Annotated in this window: 15 protein-coding genes and 1 pseudogene; 12 read left to right on the top strand and 4 right to left on the bottom strand. The window is 45.1% G+C overall.

Annotation, left to right across the window (positions count from 1 at the left end; all coding sequences use genetic code 11):
- Positions 1–62: 62 nt before the first annotated feature.
- Positions 63–260: pseudogene (locus KJS69_RS21460) on the bottom strand (tyrosine-type recombinase/integrase); the annotation flags it as partial.
- A 298-nt stretch (positions 261–558) separates the two neighbouring features.
- Here KJS69_RS21460 and KJS69_RS21455 point away from each other — a divergent pair.
- The 4 genes from KJS69_RS21455 to KJS69_RS21440 all read left to right on the top strand — a co-directional run bounded on the left by KJS69_RS21455 (position 559) and on the right by KJS69_RS21440 (position 3,395).
- Complete coding sequence (locus tag KJS69_RS21455; RefSeq protein ID WP_213585834.1) at positions 559–1,011, top strand: hypothetical protein; 453 nt, start codon at positions 559–561, stop codon at positions 1,009–1,011.
- A gap of 530 nt (positions 1,012–1,541) precedes the next feature.
- Positions 1,542–1,916 (top strand): GntR family transcriptional regulator, encoded by a 375-nt coding sequence (locus tag KJS69_RS21450; RefSeq protein WP_213585833.1) that lies wholly within the window; start codon positions 1,542–1,544, stop codon positions 1,914–1,916.
- A 2-nt stretch (positions 1,917–1,918) separates the two neighbouring features.
- On the top strand, positions 1,919–2,794 hold the full coding sequence (locus KJS69_RS21445; RefSeq protein ID WP_213585832.1) for an ABC transporter ATP-binding protein: 876 nt from the start codon (positions 1,919–1,921) through the stop codon (positions 2,792–2,794).
- Positions 2,778–3,395, top strand: a complete 618-nt coding sequence (locus KJS69_RS21440; RefSeq protein WP_213585831.1) for an ABC-2 transporter permease — start codon at positions 2,778–2,780, stop codon at positions 3,393–3,395. The genes KJS69_RS21445 and KJS69_RS21440 overlap by 17 nt, the downstream gene beginning before the upstream one ends.
- A gap of 592 nt (positions 3,396–3,987) precedes the next feature.
- Here the strand turns inward: KJS69_RS21440 and KJS69_RS21435 are convergent.
- Entirely contained in the window at positions 3,988–4,419 is a 432-nt protein-coding gene (locus KJS69_RS21435) for a hypothetical protein (RefSeq protein WP_213585830.1), read from the bottom strand.
- A 579-nt stretch (positions 4,420–4,998) separates the two neighbouring features.
- Between KJS69_RS21435 and KJS69_RS21430 the strand changes: the two genes are divergently transcribed.
- The 4 genes from KJS69_RS21430 (at position 4,999) to KJS69_RS21415 (ending at position 10,551) form a co-directional block, all read left to right on the top strand.
- Positions 4,999–6,600: a plasmid pRiA4b ORF-3 family protein gene (locus KJS69_RS21430; RefSeq protein WP_213585829.1), complete on the top strand. Its 1,602-nt coding sequence runs from the start codon at positions 4,999–5,001 to the stop codon at positions 6,598–6,600.
- A gap of 424 nt (positions 6,601–7,024) precedes the next feature.
- The gene (locus tag KJS69_RS21425; RefSeq protein WP_213585828.1) at positions 7,025–7,990 is read left to right on the top strand and encodes an ABC transporter permease; all 966 of its coding nucleotides are present in this window, start codon (positions 7,025–7,027) and stop codon (positions 7,988–7,990) included.
- Between the two features lie 15 nt (positions 7,991–8,005).
- Positions 8,006–8,917, top strand: coding sequence for a carbohydrate ABC transporter permease (locus KJS69_RS21420; protein ID WP_213585827.1), 912 nt, complete (start codon positions 8,006–8,008; stop codon positions 8,915–8,917).
- A gap of 26 nt (positions 8,918–8,943) precedes the next feature.
- On the top strand, positions 8,944–10,551 hold the full coding sequence (locus tag KJS69_RS21415) for an extracellular solute-binding protein (protein WP_213585826.1): 1,608 nt from the start codon (positions 8,944–8,946) through the stop codon (positions 10,549–10,551).
- 101 nt (positions 10,552–10,652) lie between these two features.
- On the opposite strand, the gene KJS69_RS21410 is transcribed toward KJS69_RS21415, so the two are convergent.
- Positions 10,653–12,926 carry a helix-turn-helix domain-containing protein gene (locus KJS69_RS21410; protein ID WP_213585825.1) on the bottom strand — a complete coding sequence of 758 codons (2,274 nt, stop codon included), beginning with the start codon at positions 12,924–12,926 and terminating at the stop codon, positions 10,653–10,655.
- A gap of 393 nt (positions 12,927–13,319) precedes the next feature.
- On the opposite strand from KJS69_RS21410, the gene KJS69_RS21405 reads away from it, so the two are divergent.
- The 4 genes from KJS69_RS21405 to KJS69_RS21390 all read left to right on the top strand — a co-directional run bounded on the left by KJS69_RS21405 (position 13,320) and on the right by KJS69_RS21390 (position 18,784).
- Positions 13,320–14,087 carry a tyrosine-protein phosphatase gene (locus KJS69_RS21405; RefSeq protein ID WP_213585824.1) on the top strand — a complete coding sequence of 256 codons (768 nt, stop codon included), beginning with the start codon at positions 13,320–13,322 and terminating at the stop codon, positions 14,085–14,087.
- 121 nt (positions 14,088–14,208) lie between these two features.
- On the top strand, positions 14,209–16,704 hold the full coding sequence (locus KJS69_RS21400) for an S-layer homology domain-containing protein (protein ID WP_213585823.1): 2,496 nt from the start codon (positions 14,209–14,211) through the stop codon (positions 16,702–16,704).
- Positions 16,705–16,813: 109 nt separating this feature from the next.
- Positions 16,814–17,488: a hypothetical protein gene (locus KJS69_RS21395; protein WP_213585822.1), complete on the top strand. Its 675-nt coding sequence runs from the start codon at positions 16,814–16,816 to the stop codon at positions 17,486–17,488.
- A 174-nt stretch (positions 17,489–17,662) separates the two neighbouring features.
- The gene (locus KJS69_RS21390) at positions 17,663–18,784 is read left to right on the top strand and encodes a copper amine oxidase N-terminal domain-containing protein (protein WP_213585821.1); all 1,122 of its coding nucleotides are present in this window, start codon (positions 17,663–17,665) and stop codon (positions 18,782–18,784) included.
- A 99-nt stretch (positions 18,785–18,883) separates the two neighbouring features.
- Here the strand turns inward: KJS69_RS21390 and KJS69_RS21385 are convergent, their stop codons facing one another.
- Complete coding sequence (locus KJS69_RS21385; RefSeq protein WP_213585820.1) at positions 18,884–20,512, bottom strand: S-layer homology domain-containing protein; 1,629 nt, start codon at positions 20,510–20,512, stop codon at positions 18,884–18,886.
- Positions 20,513–20,582: the final 70 nt, after the last annotated feature.

Here is a 20,582-nt window from a genome sequence, read left to right as displayed (position 1 = left end):
GGGTTTATCCTGAAATAGTTACTTAGTGGGTAACAAAAGGGTAACATTGAAGGGTAAAAAAATTAGAGACTTTCCATGAGTTGAGAAAACTTACGGGAAGTCTCTTTTTTCATGGGCTTAGTAATGTGTAAATAAATATGCCTAGTGGTATCATCATCCTTATGAACGAGACGATCCATTATCTCATCTAAAGTTGCTCTGGCTTCCGCAAGTAAAGAAGTATGAGTGTGTCGAAGTGAGTGAGGAGTGAGATGTACGTTTTCGGCTTAACGATACCAAGCAGACAGTCAAAGCTGTTGATGGTGTTGCCGTGTTGACTTACCAGGCTGAGATTGCTGGAGATGTGACGATCCGGACGGATAACGACGACTTTATCAATAGTGAATCTATTACGATCGAGGTTGAGGAAGCACCGGGCCAGAGCCAGAAGAATCTATTTAATTATGAAAAATTCTACAAGTTTGTAAAAATTCCATCATTATCCTTGTATTTCCAACAAATTCCATGTATAGTAGAGATAGCTGGCCAGCTAAAAACAATAGATAGGAGGAAGAATCAGTGAAAAGATCAATCGCTTTCTTGATGATGAGCCTACTGTTGATGTTTTCAGTTGCTGGAGCAAGTGCAACACCTTCGGTTTCTACGAGTTCCTCGGAAAATACTGTTGCTCGATCCGACGTCTGGGTTAATGTTACTGCGCCAGTCGGAACATTTAATAATCCGGCAGGGGTGTATGCACCTTTTCCGCACGGTTTAACTGTTACGTGGAATCAATATTCCTCTAACCCGGGTGTTAGCTTCCCAGAAGTACGGTTGTTTGTTTATGATCCTAATTCTGGTGAAATAGTATATGATAGTGGAGTTTATCCCAATTTAAATCCAAATTCAAACAGTAGTTACTACCACATACCTATACTTCCTCAAAACAGATTGCTTGAGGTGCATGTGTATGTATTTGCTAGTGATGGGAGAATTGGTGGTCCCGATCCTCAATTTTTCATCATGAAATAGCTTTCTGACCAATAAGAAGGACCATTGAACAATGGTCCTTCTTCTTTTTTTCGAAAACTACACACACGCCGCGGTAGGCGTATTTTTTATGCCCTCGGGATTCCGGGGGCTATTCTCATTCTGGAGGTAGGAGCATGAAGGAAAATATATTCAGTGGGCCTCTTCGTTTTAAATCCTCTTATGGTTGCATTTGTGACCATCCATCTCATTCCTGATTTTGTTCAGTATTGCTAACAGGTGCTAAAATAATTCGCTTTTTTCATACGTGATCGGCAAGTTTAAGTGAAAATTTCCTAGAGAAGTTCAAAAAGTCCAAGGGGAAAAGTTCAATGTTTGGCCGCTTGTAATTGGCAGCCCTCCAAAGCAGTATGGACCATTGATTTAACTCTCAGGGGGGAGTCCATCGCCTATTATTTTTCTCTCCATGATTTTTGGATAATTTTATAATGCAAATTTTCGTTGTATACTTTGTATATATTGTATATAATGTGTATATAAAATCGTAATGACAGCTACAGGAGGAGCAAAGAATGCAATTTTTGATTTCGAATAGTTCCAAAGAGACGATTTATAATCAAATCAAAAATCAAATTAAGGAAAAAGTGCTATCGGGGGAATTAATTGAAGGAGACGCCCTTCCTTCGATGCGTCAATTAGCAAAGGATTTGCATATTAGCGTCATTACGACAAAGCGTGCCTATGAAGAGTTAGAGAAAGAAGGATTCATATATTCGATCGTAGGAAAAGGTTCCTATATCGCAGAGCAGAATGCAGATGTGATGAAAGAAAAAAAACTGACGACAATCGAAGAAAAGTTAGTAGAAGTAATAGCCAATAGTAAAGAGGTTGGATTGTCACTGCAAGACATTAAAGAATGGATAACCATTTTGTATGAGGAGAAATGAAGATGGAACATGCTATCGAGTTACGGAATGTAAATAAATCATTCGGAAGCTTTGGCATTACGGATTTGTCACTGAAAGTCAAAAAGGGGTTTGTGACCGGGTTTATCGGTGCGAATGGAGCCGGGAAATCGACCATTATCAAAATGATCATGAACTTGCATCAGCCTGACTCGGGTGAGGTCCGTGTATTGGGAATGAACTACAAAGAGAACGAAAAGAAAATAAAGGAACGAATCGGGTTCGTTTTTAATGATGAAATTTTATACAAAGAATTGGACTTGTCTGATATGAAGAAGCTGATTGCACCTTGCTATCGACAATGGGACGATCTATTATTTCATCAATATTGTGATCGGTTTGAGCTTCCTCTCCGGCAGAATATGAAGTCTTTTTCAGCTGGAATGAAAATGAAAGCCTCTCTCGCATTTGCGTTATCCCATCATGCTGATCTCCTCATTATGGATGAGCCGACAACTAACCTCGATCCCATCTTTCGCAGAGAATTTATGAAGCTGATGCATGAAGTTATGTTGGATGAGGAGAAGACGATTTTCTTGTCGACTCATATTATGAGTGATTTATCATCTTTAGCCGATTATATCACTTTGATTCAAAAGGGGCAGATCGTATTCTCGAAAGGATTGCATGAGATCGAAGAGAAATATGCCATCGTTCGGGGTGGGGTGGAATTACTTGATAGGGATACCGAGCAATATTTTCTCTCAATTACACGGACAGATAATGGGTTTGAAGCTTTGACCTCAGACTATAAAACAGTTGAAGCGCTGTTTGGGAATGAAGTCATTATTGAAAAAGCGAGTCTGGAAGAGATCATGTATTATTCTCGGGGAGGTAAAGCAGATGCTTCAGTTAATTAAAAAGGATATAGCCATCCATAAATTTCAATGGCTCATGTATTTTGCCATGCTTCTCTTCTTTATGTTTTTAGATAAAGATGCCATATTTATTATCGCTTTAATGAGCGCCATTATAACGATGAATGCATTCTATGCAGATGAGCAAGCGAATGGACATAAGTTATGGAACGCTCTGCCTTTTATCCGAAGTGAAATCGTCGGTGCCCGGTATTCGAGTTTACTAGTCGTTACGATAATCTGTATGAGTACAGTTATGATGATTGAGCCGATCTTCAAAGGGGGATGGGAGCTATCGCTTTGGAAAGAATTGATCGGTAGTTTTGTTTTGATGATGCTCTCTGGGGCATTATGCTTCCCTATTTTTTATTGGCTTTCACAGCGAAATGTCATTTTTGTATTGCTCATATTGTATATTCTCATTGTCATTGCAGGGGCGTATTCATTCTACTATTTGTATTTGTACCTGTCCGATACACTCATTATTCCCCAAACATTGAGCGATGGGAAGCTATTTGGCTTCGGTTTATTGATAGCCCTATGTTTATATATGTTGTCTTGGAGGCTGTCCATAAAAATTTACAAGGCTAGAGAGATTTTATAATGCGATCTTTAACTTAAACAAAACAGGCGAGCGGGTCGTTTCACGCTTGCATCCGCTATTTGACAAATTTCAATTCTATGATACTGAATAGTTAAATTATGTTACAGTTGTTTAGATAGGGATTTTGACCCTACACGGCGTAATCTATATAATACAGAAATTATCCCGGAAATATAATAAAGCTATGATTGTTTTTGTCCGTGATGCCTTCTAGCGGATGCGAATTCCTGCAATTTTACAGCTATTATGAATCGAAATCGAGCGCCCGAGAGAAAAGCCTGCAATGATACAGTAATTTCCGTATAAAACCATTCGATCACCCCTAGAACGAGCAAAAGGCTGTATTTTTGCAGGCTTGGATGGGAAACGGATCAAAAGAGCCTAGAAGCCTGCAGAATTGCAGGTTTTCTACAACTTGCTCGACCTGGAGAGGGGGTTTTCGATTGCTGCAACTTCCTTATTCAATACATCATGGACTCAATCACTAACAGCTTTCAGAAAGATCAACAATATGTTTCAACGCGTCACTATTCGTTACTTTTCTGACGAAATCCATGTTAAGTGCTCAAAATTCGCTTCTCCTTTGCTTGCGTCAAGCATTAATGACGGTTTTGAGTCCTTTTAAGTTACGAAGTTCTGTTTCGTGTTCGATTGAGCGAAGTGCTAACGTTCCGAGAATTCCTTCATGTCTTTCTTGGCCTTTAGCAATGTTCTCTATTTTTTCGGTATGTCCAACCACTATGCCGTGAAGTTTATTGAATTTAACTGAGAGGGCTTCTAGTTTAGCATCTGACTCTTCTTGACGATCACGTATAACGGTCACTATTTGATTGATTTCCTTTTGCCCAGATTCAAGTGAAGCAACCCGCTCATCAAGTGAGGCTACCCGATTATCAAGTGAAGTCACTCGCTCATCAAGTGAGGCTACCCGATTATCAAGTGAAGTCACTCGATCATCAATTGAAGCGACCCGATCATTTAATGCTTGTAGTTCTTTAAGTATTAAATTTAACTTCTGCTCCATGTAGATATCCTTTCAATGTTATAATTAGTTGAAGATTTTGTATTCCTGCATCCGTAGGCCTGTCTCACTACAGGAATACAATAAGAGAGATTGAAGCTTCGAAGGACTCCGATAGGGTTTTACCAGACGTTCATTGCCGGATCTATAGAATTAGTATAACAAATTTTTTATATTAATTGTGGCTCCATCTTGCAATCAGTGTTTGATGCCCAATCTCCTTCTAACGGTAGCCAAATGGAGGCGGATTGAAGTGCAATAGTGCCTCTTAAATTCCAACCTTTTTCCCGAAATGGGCATTCGAGTGCAACAATACCCTCTAAATGGGTGAAATCATCGTTTTTTTAAAAATCGTAGAAAATAGAGCGCACTTTCACACCTTAATCCCCAAAATGGGTAAATTGGCAGAATTGGGGTGTACAATTGCACCTTATTTTGTTTTCCTTTATTAAAAGCAGGCACCTTTGGCATCTTTCTTGCTGAAGCCCGTGACACCGCAACTTAAAATTAACGGATTAACCTAGTTCTAAAGACTCTATCCATGCAAGCTTTTATTCCAGAAAAAGCGAAGCGAGGTCTGTTATGATTTATCAATTAAAAATAACGCTTGAACATACGGGTGTATGGAGAAGATTGCTTGTAGACGAAGAAATGACATTTTATCAGCTTCATCACCTTTTGCAAATGGCTTTCGACTGGGACGATTATCATCTTCACTGCTTCACGGTGAAAGATGTGCCCAGGAACAAGCTGGAGGAAAAGGAATCATTCGATATTGCAGGTTACCCCCGTCCTTCCGAGGCTACTATTGGGAATCCTGAATATGATGAAGGGTGGACGCCTCTGTATTTTGACGAGAGGGAAGAGATTGTGAGTGACTGGCTGTTTGTCGAGAAGGACTCGTGCTTGTATACCTATGATTTCGGAGATAACTGGGTTCATCGCATTGTGTTGGAGAAATTAATCGCTCCTTCTGCGGACATGCAGTATCCGGTTTGCATCAAAGCGGTTAAGGAAGCTCCGGAAGAGGATAGCGGCGGTATTTGGGGCGAAGAAGTCGAGGAAAGCGACGGGGCTGTTATTATGAAGCAAATCAATCAACGGATAAGGGAGAATAGCTTTCCGCTGACGGGTGCTGATTTTGCGATGCGTGCGCAGGAGGCCATCGACGAAGCGGCGCTATGGCACAAGCTGTTTTCTCTTGCGGCACAATTCAACAAGCTTCAGCCATGGATGTGGATGAGTGATATAGACCTCTTCGCCGTGGCGGATGAAAAGTCCGGGGAAGTCGGATATTGCAGCGTATTGGGCGAAGGTCAGGAGCTATTCGGTTTGGCTGTTTATAAAGGGGAGGAAGGGCTGAGAGCACTTCTTCAAATCATGAGCGGAGAATTGAAAGAAGCTGATGCGGCTTTCGTGCAGAAGTCCTTGCTTCTATCCTTTGAAGATCGTAAGGACCTGAGTGCTGATGAATATGAGTTAATCCAACTTACAGGTATGAAGTTCAGAGGTCGGAAGGCTTGGCCAAGCTTCCGCAGCTATGAACCAGGCTATTACCCATGGCATTTGAGCGAAGCGGAGGCGGATTTCCTGATTCGGGTATTAGAGCAGGCTTTGATTGTATTGGAGCGGGTGAGAAAGGAGCCGCATATTCTAAATAGCGGTGACGATAGCCGGATATTCACACGTTCCTCCACCATAGAGGGAGACAGAACCCTATGGAAAGATAGTTGGTTGAACATCGAACCACCCGCATCTTCATCGCAAGTCTGCGAATCGGTAATATCCGATATCCAGCAGGCTCAGATCAAGAAAAATTACAAACAAGACTCTGCTGTATGGGAATATGGGCTATTTTATGGACCAACCCCTGTCCAAGAGGAAGAAGACGAGCGACCCTATTATCCTCGTTTCCACATGTGTCTGGATCAGCGATCGGGCCAGGTGCTAACTTATGATTTGGTGGGTCCGGAAGATGATCTTAACCATCATTTGCAACATCACTTAGTGAGTAGCGTAGAGGCCGTCGGTTCGATTCCGTCTCGGATATGGGTGGAGAATGATCAGGCTTATGGCGTACTACTCAAGCTATGCCAACGATTAGGTATTCAGCTTGAGAGGGTAAACAAACTTCCGGTCATGGAGCACGTTAAGGAATCGATGTTGTCAATGGGGGTTCTCTAGCGTTTGCAAAAGAAATAAGGACGTACGGCATACCGTCCCAAAGATAACACTTTGGAGGGAACCTTCGAGAAAATATGCGGAAATCACCCGTCATCCGGTAACTTGGGCGGGTTATTTTCGTGTGCCGATGTATGGAAACTAAAAGTATGTAAAATTTGATAAGTAATCCGTACATCAATTATGACCAATTCTGTGGGATTTGCGGCAGGACAAGAGAAGGGGGCCGGAAGAGGGAAATCCGATAACCATGCAGTTTGGCCGATTTAACCGATTGCCAAATGACAATGCATAATCGACATATTTACGTGCTTCAAAGAAATTGCCTACAATCAATTATGTAAGCGCTAACGAAAGTAGTGCGGCATTTAACAAGTTAAACATAACGAGCCATGTGCTGCAAAATTTATCAAGGAGGGAGGAGCCGATGCAAGGAAAGGAACAGACTACTCTTGCAATGAATTTGGAACCGGCCGGATTAAACAAAAGGAAATCGTTCTGGAGAAAGCTGCTCAAAAACTGGGAGCTCTATTTGTTTATTGCACCTGCGTTCTTTTACTTCCTGATATTCCACTACGGCCCGATGTACGGAATTCAGATCGCTTTCAAAAACTTTATCCCGACCAAGGGAATCCTGGGCAGCCCTTGGGTAGGCTTCGAACATTTCGAACGATTTTTCAACTCCTACTATTTCTGGGACCTGCTGTGGAACACACTCAGCATCAGCCTGTATGAATTGGCTGTAGGTTTTCCGCTTCCCATCATACTGGCGTTGGCCTTTAATGAAGCTAAAGGAGTTTTCTTCAAGAGAACCGTGCAAACCGTGACATACGCCCCGCATTTTATTTCCGTAGTCGTCATGGCCGGGATCATCATCACGTTCTTATCCCCAACAACCGGAATTATTATCCACATTCTAAATTTTATAGGAATCGATGCACCGGCATTCCTGACCGATCCGGCCTGGTTCAAGACGGTATATGTTCTGTCCGGTGTCTGGCAGAGCACGGGCTGGGGAACGATCATCTATTTAGCCGCTTTATCGGGAGTTGATCCGCAGCTGTATGAGGCGGCCATTATGGATGGAGCGAGCCGCTGGCAGCGGATTTGGAACATTAACATTCCGACCATCATTCCTACCATTACGATTTTGCTTATCCTGAACATGGGCAGTATTTTGAGTATTGGTTTTGAGAAAATCCTGCTCCTCCAGAACCCGCTTAACATGGAAGCCTCGGACGTTATTTCGACGTTCGTGTATCGTTCAGGTCTGTTGGATGCCCAATACAGTTTCTCCACAGCTGTAGGGTTGTTCAATTCGATAGTTAACGCTATATTGCTCGTTACGGTCAACCAGATTGCCCGCCGCACCAGTGAAACAAGCTTGTGGTAGAGGAGGGATTTCTGCATGGTGGCTGCTGTGAAAGAAACGAGAGGGGACAAAATCTTCGTCATCTTCAACTACATTTATCTCCTAATGGCATTCGTCATTGTGGCGTACCCCATATTGTATATTATCAGCGCATCGATCAGCGACCCGAAGCTGGTCAACTCGGGTGAAATGTGGTTATTTCCTAAAGGAATAACGTTCGAAGGCTATGTGAGGGTATTCGAGAACGCCAAAATATGGTCAGGCTACAAAAACACCATTCTCTATACGCTGGTCGGAACCACGGTCAATCTGTTCGTCACCTTGCCCGCGGCTTATGCTTTGAGCCGCAAAGATTTTATGGGACGAAGCTTCTTCATGGGGATGTTTATGGTCACGATGTTTTTCGGCGGCGGTCTGGTCCCGAGCTACTTGCTTGTCAAAAATTTGGGACTCGTCAATAGCATGTGGGCGCTCATTTTGCCTGGAGCGGCATCCGTATGGAATATCATTGTGGCGCGCACCTTCTTCCAATCGACAATCCCGAAGGAATTGCAGGAGGCCGCTCATATCGACGGCTGCACCAACCTGAGGCTGTTCGTTAAGGTCGTCCTGCCGCTGTCGGCGCCAATCATTGCTGTCATGGCTTTGTTCTATGGGGTCGGACACTGGAACAGTTACTTTGGAGCTCTTATATATTTGAACGAAGAGACGAAATACCCGCTGCAAATGATTTTGCGTCAGATTCTCGTTCTCCAGGAGATGTCCGCACAGGCCAAAGGAACGGCGGTCGATTCCTCGGTCGCAGCGGCTATGAACAACAAAGCGGAAGTGGCCGCGCTCGTCAAGTATGCGGTCATTATTGTCTCATCGCTGCCGGTTATTGTTGTCTATCCATTTTTGCAGAGGTACTTTGTGCAAGGAGTTATGATTGGTTCCGTCAAAGGCTGATTCCATGAAAAAGGGAGGAAATAAGCATGCAAAAGCTTACCAAGATGTGGGCGGTTATGTTGTCTGCGACCTTGCTCATGACCCTGGCGGCAGGCTGCAGCTCGCAGAATAAGCAGGGAACAGGCAACCCGGACAATACAGATTCCGCCTCGGCAAGCAACGTGAATAAAGAAGGGTTCCCGATTGTCAACGAGCCGCTCACATTGACGATGATGGGACCCGACGCCGGGATTCAAAACTGGGAAGATATGAAAGTATTCGAAGAGATGGAGAAACTGACAGGCATCAAGCTCCAGTTCCGCAACGCGCCGATGGATAGCTTCGACACGAAGAAAAACCTGGTCTTTGCAAGCGGCGATTTACCGGACATTTTCTACGCAGCACAGATTACATCGGCCGAGGAAGTCAACTATGGTGGTCAGGGGGTTCTTCTTCCGCTGGAAGAATTGATCGATCATTACGCACCTAACATTAAGAAGGTGCTGGATGAGCATCCGGACATCCGCAAATCGATTACGACACCCGATGGGCATATCTATACATTGCCGCGTATCGATTTGTCCGCAGTCTGGTATCGCGGCCCTATGTGGTATAACGGCAAATTTCTGAAAGCACTGGACATGGATAAATTGCCGGAGACTACGGAAGAGCTGTATACCTACCTTAAACGGGTCAAGGAAGAGGATCCAAACGGTAACGGCAAGCAGGACGAGATTCCGCTTGTATCCGTCAAGCTGGATGATATTCGGATGTTCATGCTGGGCTTCTGGGGAATCTACAGCGAAGTAATCTATGCCGATAAAGACGGCAAAGTGCATTACACTCCGATGGAAGAAGGGTATAAAGGCTATCTGACCTTTTTGAACCGTTTGTGGAATGACGGCCTGCTGGATAAGGAAACCTTCTCTCAAACGGACGATCAGAAGAAGGCTAAAGGGAAAAACAACCAAGTGGCGCTGTTCTCCGACTATCATCCATACTTCACGCTCGGTGGCGAGCCAGGGACGGACGATCCGATGATGCTGCCTGTGAAAAGCGAGATGGTGGACGCTCCGGTCTATGGCAAGCACCCGGGGCTGTCAACAGGCGCGTTCGCCATCACGAGCAGCAACCCGTCTCCGGAAGCGGCGATGCGCTGGATCGATTACCTGTATACGTATGATGGAGCGACGCTGTTCGGACAAGGTCCGGAAGGAATTCTGTGGAAGTTTAAGGACAAGGAGAATCAAGTCAAAGAATGGCTCCCTGTTCCTGGCGGAGGAGACCGTGAAGACTACAGAGCAACGTTGACCCCCGATTACGGTATCGTGACGCCGGGAGTGGCGGACGCTAAGGTGAGCAAAGGGCTGAGAGGCGAATTCGACGAATGGATAGATAAAGAAACCTTGGAGAAACTGGTGCCTTATGCAAAAGTCCCCTATCCTAAAGTATACCAAACGCAGGAGGAGCAGCAGGAAACATCCAGATTGCGCTCGGATCTCGATACATACGTGAAGCAGATGGAAGCGAAATTCGTCACGGGCCAGGAGCCGCTTAGCAATTGGGATAAATACAGAGATCAATTGATGAAAATGGGTGCGGATCGGATAGTAGAAATCTATCAAGCGGCATATGATCGTTGGGATTCGAAATAAACATCGCTCTTAAAGTAGAGAAAAATCCCCGGGAACGGTTGATTCCGGGGATTTGTGCTGCTTTACTCAACAATACATTTGTTACTCATCGTTGGCAGACATCAAAGTTGTCTCGTTCGAGCATGTATTTTTCGATATTGGCCAGGGGTATATCCGGTTACTTTCTTGAACTTGCGAATGAAGTTAGGGGTGTCCAAATACCCGACCCGGACGATAATATCCTTAAGCGGATCGCCAGTCGTCAGCAATTGACGAATGACTTCATCCATTCGGAGCTGCCAGATGTATTGCGAGAAATTGCTTCCTGTTTGCTCTTTGAAGGCGCGGCTCAAGTAAGAGGACGAGATGGAATGTTTTTGCGCGAGCTTGTCCAGGCTGAGCTGGTAGTCGGTATACTGCTCATCGACCTGAGCGATAATCTCATCCATGAGCGAGTGCTGTTTGGACTCCGTGTTTCGCTCGACTTGCCTGCATATTTGCGCGGCGAAAATCCCCAGCTTGCTTTCCAGTTCCTCTAACGATTCGAAGGAAGTCATGTTCGGGATATCCTGAATGAATTCGTCCATACCTAGCTCCGACGCTGTCTTGAGAAGGGTGTTCAGGAGATCGAAGCAGATACAGCGCAGAAAAGCTAATGACAACGTTTGCGACCTTACATTGGCAAAGATGGTTCGGATCATTTGGATCGCGACGGTTTCGTTGCCATGCTTCAAGCTTTGGACGAGCTTGAGCAGAGCATCCTTCGGAATCCAGAACGTCGAATTAGGCGCGTCAGACAGCTTCTCGAAGTAAGTCGTGCTGCCTTTGCCGTTGGCCATCCGATATTCCAGAGCAGAGGAGGCTTCAATATAGGATTGGTCCAGCATCTCGAGACTCGAATAGCTCTTGCCGATCCCAAAAGACGGAATCAGATGTGAATTTTCCATCACAATGGCGCGCAAGGCTTCGACGATCCGCTCCATCCGGTGGTTTGGCGGAAGGCCGTTATCGGTTTCATTCATGCAGACAATGAGCGCAAGTTGATCGGACTGCGGCAACTCGACGCCATAAGCCTCTGTCTTATATTCCGGAATTTCCACTTGGGTTAGCAAATGGATAATTTTTTGCCGATCCTGTAACGGTTCCGATATGCCGGGATATTCGTCCCAAGCCATAGAAATGACGAAGTAAAGACCGCCAACCAATTCTATGCCGAACATCTTCAAAAGATCCCCCGATTGCTGTTCTTCAGGCAGTCCATGCATCAAGAGCATAAGCAAAAATTGATTCCTGGCATAGGGCTCCTGAATATCGACGCGATTACTGTAGTTATGCAGCATCTGGCGTATCCATTCCAGTTCATTGGGGGATTTGGTCAAGACGGGTACGGTGGAGTCCGCCTTCAGCTTGGCGAATTCCATCAAATCGCGAATGGGGTGATACTGCCTCTTGGCGAGAATAACAGCTGCGAAAATCCCGACCAAGACGACAATGGCAAAGGCAAGCAGAAAAAAGGTCTGGATGTGGAAAACACGGCTGAAAAACTGATTGCTCGGCATGGCGGTCACATAGGTCCAGCCGTTGAAGCCCGACTTGACCGCGACGACGGAGTGCGACTGCTTGTTCAACGTCAGGCTGTGAATGCCTGAGCTCAATGCCGAAAGAACGTGCAGCTCCTCCTTAGGTATGGGAGCCCCATGATGATTACGGGCAAGCACCTGGCCGTCTTGGTCAAAAATGTAACTATTGCCCTTAAAATCGTTCAAGATGGAGTCCATTAATCCCGTAAGTTGGGATTCCTCCATTAAATAAAGGACGGTTCCGTGCGGGTAAGAATTGTTTGGTGAAATAGGCACCAGATAAGCGAGCAAAGACTTTTCAAGATGCATGTTGGTGTTCACTGAATCCGCCGGACGTATTACCGGATAAGCGACTAGATTCAGATCGTGGATGATTTCCCCCTTGCTCCAGTCCTTGAATACATAGGAATGCTCGAACAAGACGTTCAGATCTGTCAGCCCCCGCGATGAATAGATGACGTCGTCCTTGCGAAAGTACAGGAAAATTTCATCCAGGATCGAGCTGTTCGCTTTATATTTCTCCAGCATTTGAATGGCGTCACGTGAATAATAGGGGTGGCTTACCATATAAGGAGTCAGCCGCTCATCGTAGGCAATCCGGGTAGCAACATCCCGAAGCTCGGTCATTCGCGCATCGATATTGTGCTTAACCTGGTTCAACTGATTGACATTAGATTGTTCAATCTCGGTGCGCAAATTTTTGACAGCGTTATGGTAAATGAGGAAGGTAAGGATGATTAACGGGATGAGAAAGATTAAGATATAAGACCAGATGTATTTCAACAACAGCTTGGACTTGAAGAGATTCCAATTCATTTCGCACCTCCCTGTCCTTCGAGAAGTCGACTAATGAAACCGCTAGCATAAATGACAACAAAGATTTCTAGCATCGGGCTGGCATCCGACCATAGGAATTGCTATAGTGTAACACTACTATTGTAAACGATTCCTGGTATTTAAGGAATGGGTCACCTATTTGAACCTTAAATATACAGGGGAAAATGTCGGAAAATGTAGAAAAATAGCGAATATGCAGGCGGTTACTCCCGCTAAAGCAATAGGGTAGATGGAACTAATCTAACTCCAGAATAATGAGAATATCGATTCAATGAATAGGAAGGTAACAAGGAATGTTTCATAGTGTTGAAAGACGGATTACTAATCTTATAGAATGAGTTTAAATATTTCAAGAATAGGAGAACACATAACATGATTGATATACACTGCCATATTCTCCCTGGCTTGGATGATGGCTCTCCCTCCATAGAGCAATCGCTGCAAATGGCGAGAATGGCGGTTCAGGATGGAATAAGCACTATCGTCGCTACTCCGCATCATGCCAACGGGAAATACGACAATGAAGCTCACAAAATACATACAAGTGCAGCCAGTTTATCTGCCGTATTAAAGAAGAACAACATTCCGCTGCAAATTTTATCGGGTCAGGAATTACGGGTCACTAGTGAATTGATATCCAATCTGGAGGCTGGGGCCGTTTTAACGTTAAATGAATCCCGCTATTTGCTGATCGAATTTCCTTCTCACGGTATCCCTTCTTATACTAAAGAAATTATTCATGAATTGCAGGTTGCGCAAATTACGCCGGTCATTGCTCATCCGGAGCGCAACAAGGAAATGGCCGAGACTCCCGCTAAACTTTATGAATTAATTGAACTGGGCGCACTATGTCAATTAACATCTCATTCGATAACCGGCTTATTTGGTCCAACCATCCGTAAGCATAGTCTGGAGATGTGCAGAAGAAACTGGATTCATTTCGTCGCTTCGGATGCCCATAATGCAACCAATAGGCCCTTTGCCCTTAAAGAGGCTTATAACCAAATTGATAAAGAAATTGGGTCCATGTACTCATCCTACTATCTAGCAAATGCGCAAGCCCTTATAGAAAACAAAGTCATTCCTATCCATTCAGAGCCTATTCCAGTTAAAAAAAAATGGTACCAGCTATGGTCCTGAAGTAATATTGACCCTTTAATACTCAATGTGTATAGTGAGTGTTATAGTTTCTGTTGAATATCCTAAATTCTGGTTCCCCAATCGGATTATGGTAGAGGGTTAATAAGGAGTGATAGAGTTGATGAAGAAGAAAGTACTGGTCTCTACTCTTGCTGCCAGTTTAGTGTTTAGCTCGGTATCGATATTACCGCTTGGCACAACGGGAGTGCTGGACAAGCTAGGGATTCAAACGGTTTCCGCTTCCGATTTTTCCGAAATGCCTCTCCCGGAGTTGATAGACTTAATAAACGAAATGCTGCGAGACTTCACAGAAGAGGAGCAAGCGGCTCTTAGAGAAATAAGAGCCAGACTGGCGGCTCTGGATAAGGACGCGGTACGAGAGATCATCGCTCCGATTTGGGCGAGGATGGAGGACAAGGTCGACTACGACAGAAGTAAATATCCGGACTTAACATTAGATAATCTGGTTTGGCTGATCCAGCGAGGGGCCGCTATTGACCAAGATAGGTTGCTGGAAGAGCTGAGCGAATGGAGAAAAGATCCCCAAGTCCGCAAAATTATGAATCAGTTAACCAAATTGGCTGGTGTACCTGGTATTGGCATGGGGGATTTTCAACAGTTCCGCAAAAAAGTGTATGAAGAATTGGAAGCTCTTGTTCGCAAGGAAATCCCAACTTTGATGCTGGCGATTTCTCAGGGTCGTTTTAAAGAGGAAGTAGATAGATTGTTAGACCAGGCAATAGAGATAGTCGCACAACATAAAAGTTTAAAAATAAGCAAATTTATTCGCGAGATGAACATAACAGGCGATGACCTGAAGATGGTTCGCCAATTGTTTGTGAAACACCTGGATCCCGATAACAAGGTGCAGTTGGCCGTGGCCGGTGTTATGATTCGTTCTCAAGTGGCATTTTCGGCGGTCACATCGGACGATGGCAAACGGTTGACTCCGAAGCTGAAGCTGCTCGGATATGAGCTTAACAATTTGCCTTATTTAAGCTGGCAAGTAGAATCGGACAGTGACATTTACGTGCAGGATGGACGATTTATTCTTCCGGAAGGCGTGGAGTCGGCTAAAGCTGAAATTAGAGCTGTTCTGACCTACAAGAACATGACGATGATTATTTATAAAGGCTCTATTGAAATGGGAAAATCGGTTGTGAATCCTCCTGGGGAAAAACCGCCGGTTAATCCCCCGGGCCCGGGTAAACCTCCTGTCAATCCACCGGGTAAGCCTCCTGTCAATCCACCAGGCAAGCCTCCGGGCAAACCAGAGCGCCCGAAGCCTCCTAATGGTGTGAAAGGACCGGATATAGAGAAATTTATTAAATCGATGACTAAATGGATCGAGGAAATAAAATTAAGTCATTTAGAAAAGAAATACTCCAGGAATGAGGCTGTAGCGAAAGCTAAACAAATGGTGGAGGAAGCGATTCGCGCGGCTGCTGTCATCGATTTAAGCAAGCTGGTGGAAAAGAAAAACGGTTTGATCACTGTCGATTACGATGTGGATCAGTTAGAACAGTTGTTTGAAGACGCCAAGCAGATTGCGGATATGGCGAATGAAAAGTTAAAAGAGGTCAACCCGGATGCTTATCCGGCCAAAGCGATCCTCACTCTGGATCTGGGCAAAATGAACGCTTCTAAAGCAGAGCTGCCGATCAAGAAGGCGCTGTTGGATCTAGCCAGGACCAACGGGATGAATGCCATTGCCATTCAATTCAATGGTCTTACTATTACGCTGGATGTAGATCAATGGGAGGCGGATACTACATGGACGCTGGAACAGCAAGATCGTTCAAAGGTATCTTCCGAGCAGTCCTTCGCTTCTGATATTTACCACCTTTCTGTGGAATCAGATGGCAAGCCGGTGAAATCGTTCGCTAAGCCTGTAGAAGTCAGATTCCCGGTGTCTCCGGGCAACAGTGATCAGGAATTGCTGGTTCTGGCCAAATTGGACGAGGATACAACGGTCATCAAAGGAGGCCGTTATAATCCAGAAAATCAAACTTTGATTGCTGGCCATAAAAACTTTTCAACTTACGGAGTCATTGAGAATAAAATAGCGTTCGCTGATCTGGATGACGTTGCAGAATGGGCAGGCCGCCAAATTTCGGTGGCAGCCGCCAGAGGTATAGTGGAAGGGAGAGCCGAAGGCGAATTTGTCCCTCAGGAGAAAGTGACACGAGCGGAATTCGCCAAAATGATTGTCAAAGCGTTCGACTTGGAGGACGAGTCGGCTGCGGAAAGCTTTGCCGATGTCTCTAATGAGGATTGGTTCCAGCCTTATGTAGCGGCCGCGGTTAAATCCGGTATTGTTAACGGACGCTCGGAGGATCGTTTTGAGCCGTACGCCTTCATTTCTCGCGCAGAAATGGCTACAATGGCTTCTCGCGCATTGATGCAATCCCGCGGCTATAAGATGACCTCCGATATGGATGAAGCGACTGAAATCTTCACAGACGCCGCAGAGATTCATACGACTCTAGCTTCCGGAGTAGCCCTCGCTGCGCACGAAGGACTCATAGTCGGGGAGGATGACCAGAGGTTCCATCCGAATGACGACACGACAAGGGCTCAGGCGGCTGTAATGATTCACAGACTGCTAGACAAATAATTGTATTGAATAATTCCTCTTCTCCCCCGAGGGTGGAGAGGAGGAATTTGCTTTTGCAGGACAGACGGCCATGCCTTTAATCAACTAGACCCATTTGGGGGTGCATACGATGCGTAAGCGCAAGTGGAAAAAATGGATCATAGGGACAGCCGCAGTTCTCATTATTGTGGCTGTAGGCGGTTACTTTGCCATGGATTATGCTGTGGACCGGATACTTAAGTCGATCACTGCCGGCCTGGAAATAGAAGGGACGCCGTCGACAACTGAGCCCCAAAGTACTCCAACTCCGGATCCAAGCTCTGCAGATTTAGAAGAAAAGGGAGAGGGAGTTCCGGGAGATAGCCTTGATCCATCTGGACAAGCGGGGAATAAAACTTCCCCTAATCCAACGGGGGAGTCCAACCCATCGGAAGAGGAAAAGAATTCAGTGTCGGACGGTCAGAGCAAGCCTCCGTCCCCAGCATCACCTGCTCCTCAAGGGTCTCCCAAGGTGGATGCCAGCATTTCTCAAGAAAAAGCGGCCCAAGCCCAAGAGCAAATAACGATCAAGGATAAAACCAAAGTGACCTCTGTGCTCCTCAAACGGTTGAATTCTTCAGATATTAAAACGGTCATGGAGCTGGCTTCTGGCGGAATGTCAGTGGAGGAGAAGCGGGAAGCGAAAAAGATCATTCTGGAAAAATTAACGGAAGAAGAATATAACGAGCTCATAGCGATAGCGGCTAAATTAGGCCTGAGCCAAGGGAAATCCTATGAAGACAGCCAAAAGCAATTGGCTCCCTGATGGAACCTGTCCATTCTCTGCAGGAATACCCCAGGCCGATCGTATTGGATAGCAATGAATATAATTGGCAATTGGCGCTAGAGAAAGCTGCCCTTCCGTTTTCTGAAGGAAAATGCCTCCAAGGTTGTACATCCACCCTCCATTAAACTTTAATGAGAAAAAGGTGAGACGATTTTGAAAAAGCTACGTCGAGTCCTTACGTTGTGTTTGTCTGTTGGGTTACTTTTTGGCATAACCTTTAGCACCTTGGCTCAGCAGGTTAGCGAGGAAATCGAAGTTCATTATGTACCACTTCAATACTATTTTCATAAGGAAAAGATGAGGCCTCCGAATGGACAGGAAGGCTTTATTTATAAAGGCACAACTTATGTTCCTCTTCGATTTGCAGCCTATTCCTTGGACAAGGCGGTCCTCTGGGATCAAGACACGTATACCGTGACGATCCAGGAGCCTACCAGACAGGAAAAGGTCCTCATTCGCGACTACAAGCTGAATCGGATAGTTAAAGAGCTTAATAACCGGCAGAAAGCCATGGTCAATTCCACAGTGGATCCCACAACGATATCGGTTTATTTTGAGTCGGTTCAATATATTTTTGATGGCAAGCCTAAATGGCCGGATGAAGAGTCGCCGGGAATGATTTACAAGGATACCTTATATGTCCCACTTAGATTCGTGTCGGAATCCCTTGGACTGAAGGTAACTTGGGATCAGGAAACCTATACGGTAGCCGTCGATTTTGCGAAGCCTAAAGAAGAGTCTAAGCCGAATAAACCGGTTGAGCAGCCCAATGATAGAACGGATACTCCTGACCATCCGGACAAACCGGACAATCCTGCAGGTGGAAACCATCCAGGCACTAATCCTGGTCCAATCCCAGGTCAAAACCCGGGTCAAAGCCCAGGCCCCAATCCTCCTGTAACCAATCCAGGTGGTGGTTCCGGTGGGGGGAACTCCGGAGGAAACGGAAATACGGAGACACCTAAAACATCCTACGAGAGTATCATTCAAGACGCGGAGTCGGAAATCAGCAGTTTACAGAGCAAGGCGGAATCCGAGCTGGCCTCGATCGTTAATGAGTTTAAACAAACGAAAGACGTTTCGTTAATTACACAAGGTCAGAATTTACTGAGCGGCTTCGATAATGAGTTCGAAGGAATCATGAACGATTTGACCAAGGAATTAAGCCAGAACGGTTACGACACTCAAGCCGTACAAAGCTATCGAGAGCAATACGAGCAGGTTAAAGCTCAGAAAGAGCAAGAAGTCATTAATGACCTGTTTCCTTCGAAGTAATAGCGATTGAGAACGGAAGATTACCCGGCTTGCTAAAATAATGAAATGAAGAAAGCCCCGATACCGAAGTATCGGGGCTTTCAAGGATTAAATCAAGAATTAGTTGATGAATCCTGCATTGTCCAGAAGACGCTTCAGCATTGCAGCAGATTGTGCGCGAGTAGCATCGTTTCTAGGAGCAATGGAAGTATCCGTCATGCCGTCAACGATTCCTGCTTTAACAGCAGCAGCCATTTCGGCTTGACCCCATACGATAGAGTCAGCATCAGCAAACTTCGCCAACAGGGAATCTTGTTCCGTGCTAGTTACTTTTACGTCTTTACCAGCATATGCCAGGGCTCTTACAACCATAGCAGCCAGTTCTTCGCGGTTGATTTGGGCATTCGGACGGAAAGTTCCATCTTCATAACCGTCAACAATTCCGCTTTGAACAGCGGCGTTAACTACGCCTGCATACCAGTCACCAGACTGTACGTCAGAGAAGGTAGAAGAAGTTGCGTTAGCATCCAGACCCAGGGAACGAACTACGATAGCAGCAAATTCTGCACGAGTTACATTGCGCTCAGGTCCGAAGCTTCCATCTTCGTAGCCGTCAACAATCAGCTTGTGGGACAGAAGATCTACATAGGACTTAGCCCAGTGGGAAGCAACGTCATTGAAGCTGATGTCCGTTTCGATAGCTGTGTAAATGCTCGCTCCGTTACGCTTAATGGTGACTTTGTTGTTGTCTCCATCTTTGCTGAATACGGAAGGTACGAATGACAGAGCCTTCGTAGTCGGGTTGAACAGAACACCCGTAGATTTGTTAGCACTCACATCCGTTCCTTCAAAGTTGATAGAACGGTTAGTGTAGGTGTTGCCGAAAGAAGTGATGGCTTTCTTCTTATCTCCAGCTTCAGCGGTTACCGTGAAGTCATAAGGAGTAGCAAGAAGTTTAGCGCCCAGAGCTTTAACAGCAGCTTCCACTGCAGTCAGAGAATCTCCTGTAACTTCTTCCATAGCTACGCGAATCCACAGATCTTCGAGGTCAACTTCCAACTCTTTAGCCAGAGCCTCGAGTTTCAGAGGTTTGATCGGAAGAGTGAACGAAGTGTTCTCGTTGTAGATCGTCAAGGTTTCGCCTTCAAGCAGTGCGGATGCCGGCAGAAGAACAAAATCTCCTTTGATTTCCAGAGAAGCATTTTTGTTTTCTTTCAGCAGGTTAGCCAGCTTAGTAGCGTCAGCTTTACCGTCGGAATCAACGATATCATTGCCTAACCAGCCACCGCCGCCTCCCCAACCGCCGCCAGGGTTACCGCCGGAAATTTGTCTAGAAATCAAACCTGACTTTACATTTCCAAGTTCATGAGCAAACTCGAAATAAATGTTTTTGTAGGTCGAATTTGTGACAGTGTCCTTAAAGTTAAAGTATACTGCGCCATTAACTGTTTCGCTATAAGTGGCATTTACAACAGAAATAAATCTGCCATCTTGATTGTAAACTGACAGAGTAACGGAATCTTCATCTTTGAGAGCATCATAAAGATCGCCGTCAAAATAAACGCTTCCGGTTACTTCTCCGTTCGCCTTATATGTAATCGTTCCAAACCCGGATGCAAAAGCAAGCAACGGAGTAAGGATAGATACAATCATAAGGGTAGCGAGAAGACCGGACATCTTTTTCATAACAGAAGCTTTAAACAAGTTCCTATCTCTCCCTCGTAAGTGATTGTTATTTTTAGAAAACATGGTATAGTTTCACCTCCTTTCAAGCGTAATAAAGAAATATAAGATTAATTAATTGCACATTATACATGCC

Origin of the sequence: Paenibacillus sp. J2TS4, from assembly GCF_018403245.1 — a bacterium.
Lineage (GTDB): Bacteria > Bacillota > Bacilli > Paenibacillales > NBRC-103111 > Paenibacillus_L.
This window is presented reverse-complemented; position numbering and strand designations above follow the sequence as displayed.

What these genes read in the sequence shown, in the direction of transcription:
- KJS69_RS21430 (WP_213585829.1), top strand. Translation starts at nt 4,999, where the DNA reads ATGATTTATCAATTAAAAATAACGCTTGAACATACGGGTGTATGGAGA.
- KJS69_RS21385 (WP_213585820.1), bottom strand. Translation starts at nt 20,512, where the DNA reads ATGTTTTCTAAAAATAACAATCACTTACGAGGGAGAGATAGGAACTTG.
- KJS69_RS21445 (WP_213585832.1), top strand. Translation starts at nt 1,919, where the DNA reads ATGGAACATGCTATCGAGTTACGGAATGTAAATAAATCATTCGGAAGC.
- KJS69_RS21425 (WP_213585828.1), top strand. Translation starts at nt 7,025, where the DNA reads ATGCAAGGAAAGGAACAGACTACTCTTGCAATGAATTTGGAACCGGCC.
- KJS69_RS21400 (WP_213585823.1), top strand. Translation starts at nt 14,209, where the DNA reads ATGAAGAAGAAAGTACTGGTCTCTACTCTTGCTGCCAGTTTAGTGTTT.
- KJS69_RS21420 (WP_213585827.1), top strand. Translation starts at nt 8,006, where the DNA reads ATGGTGGCTGCTGTGAAAGAAACGAGAGGGGACAAAATCTTCGTCATC.
- KJS69_RS21405 (WP_213585824.1), top strand. Translation starts at nt 13,320, where the DNA reads ATGATTGATATACACTGCCATATTCTCCCTGGCTTGGATGATGGCTCT.
- KJS69_RS21435 (WP_213585830.1), bottom strand. Translation starts at nt 4,419, where the DNA reads ATGGAGCAGAAGTTAAATTTAATACTTAAAGAACTACAAGCATTAAAT.
- KJS69_RS21440 (WP_213585831.1), top strand. Translation starts at nt 2,778, where the DNA reads ATGCTTCAGTTAATTAAAAAGGATATAGCCATCCATAAATTTCAATGG.
- KJS69_RS21410 (WP_213585825.1), bottom strand. Translation starts at nt 12,926, where the DNA reads ATGAATTGGAATCTCTTCAAGTCCAAGCTGTTGTTGAAATACATCTGG.
- KJS69_RS21395 (WP_213585822.1), top strand. Translation starts at nt 16,814, where the DNA reads ATGCGTAAGCGCAAGTGGAAAAAATGGATCATAGGGACAGCCGCAGTT.
- KJS69_RS21450 (WP_213585833.1), top strand. Translation starts at nt 1,542, where the DNA reads ATGCAATTTTTGATTTCGAATAGTTCCAAAGAGACGATTTATAATCAA.
- KJS69_RS21415 (WP_213585826.1), top strand. Translation starts at nt 8,944, where the DNA reads ATGCAAAAGCTTACCAAGATGTGGGCGGTTATGTTGTCTGCGACCTTG.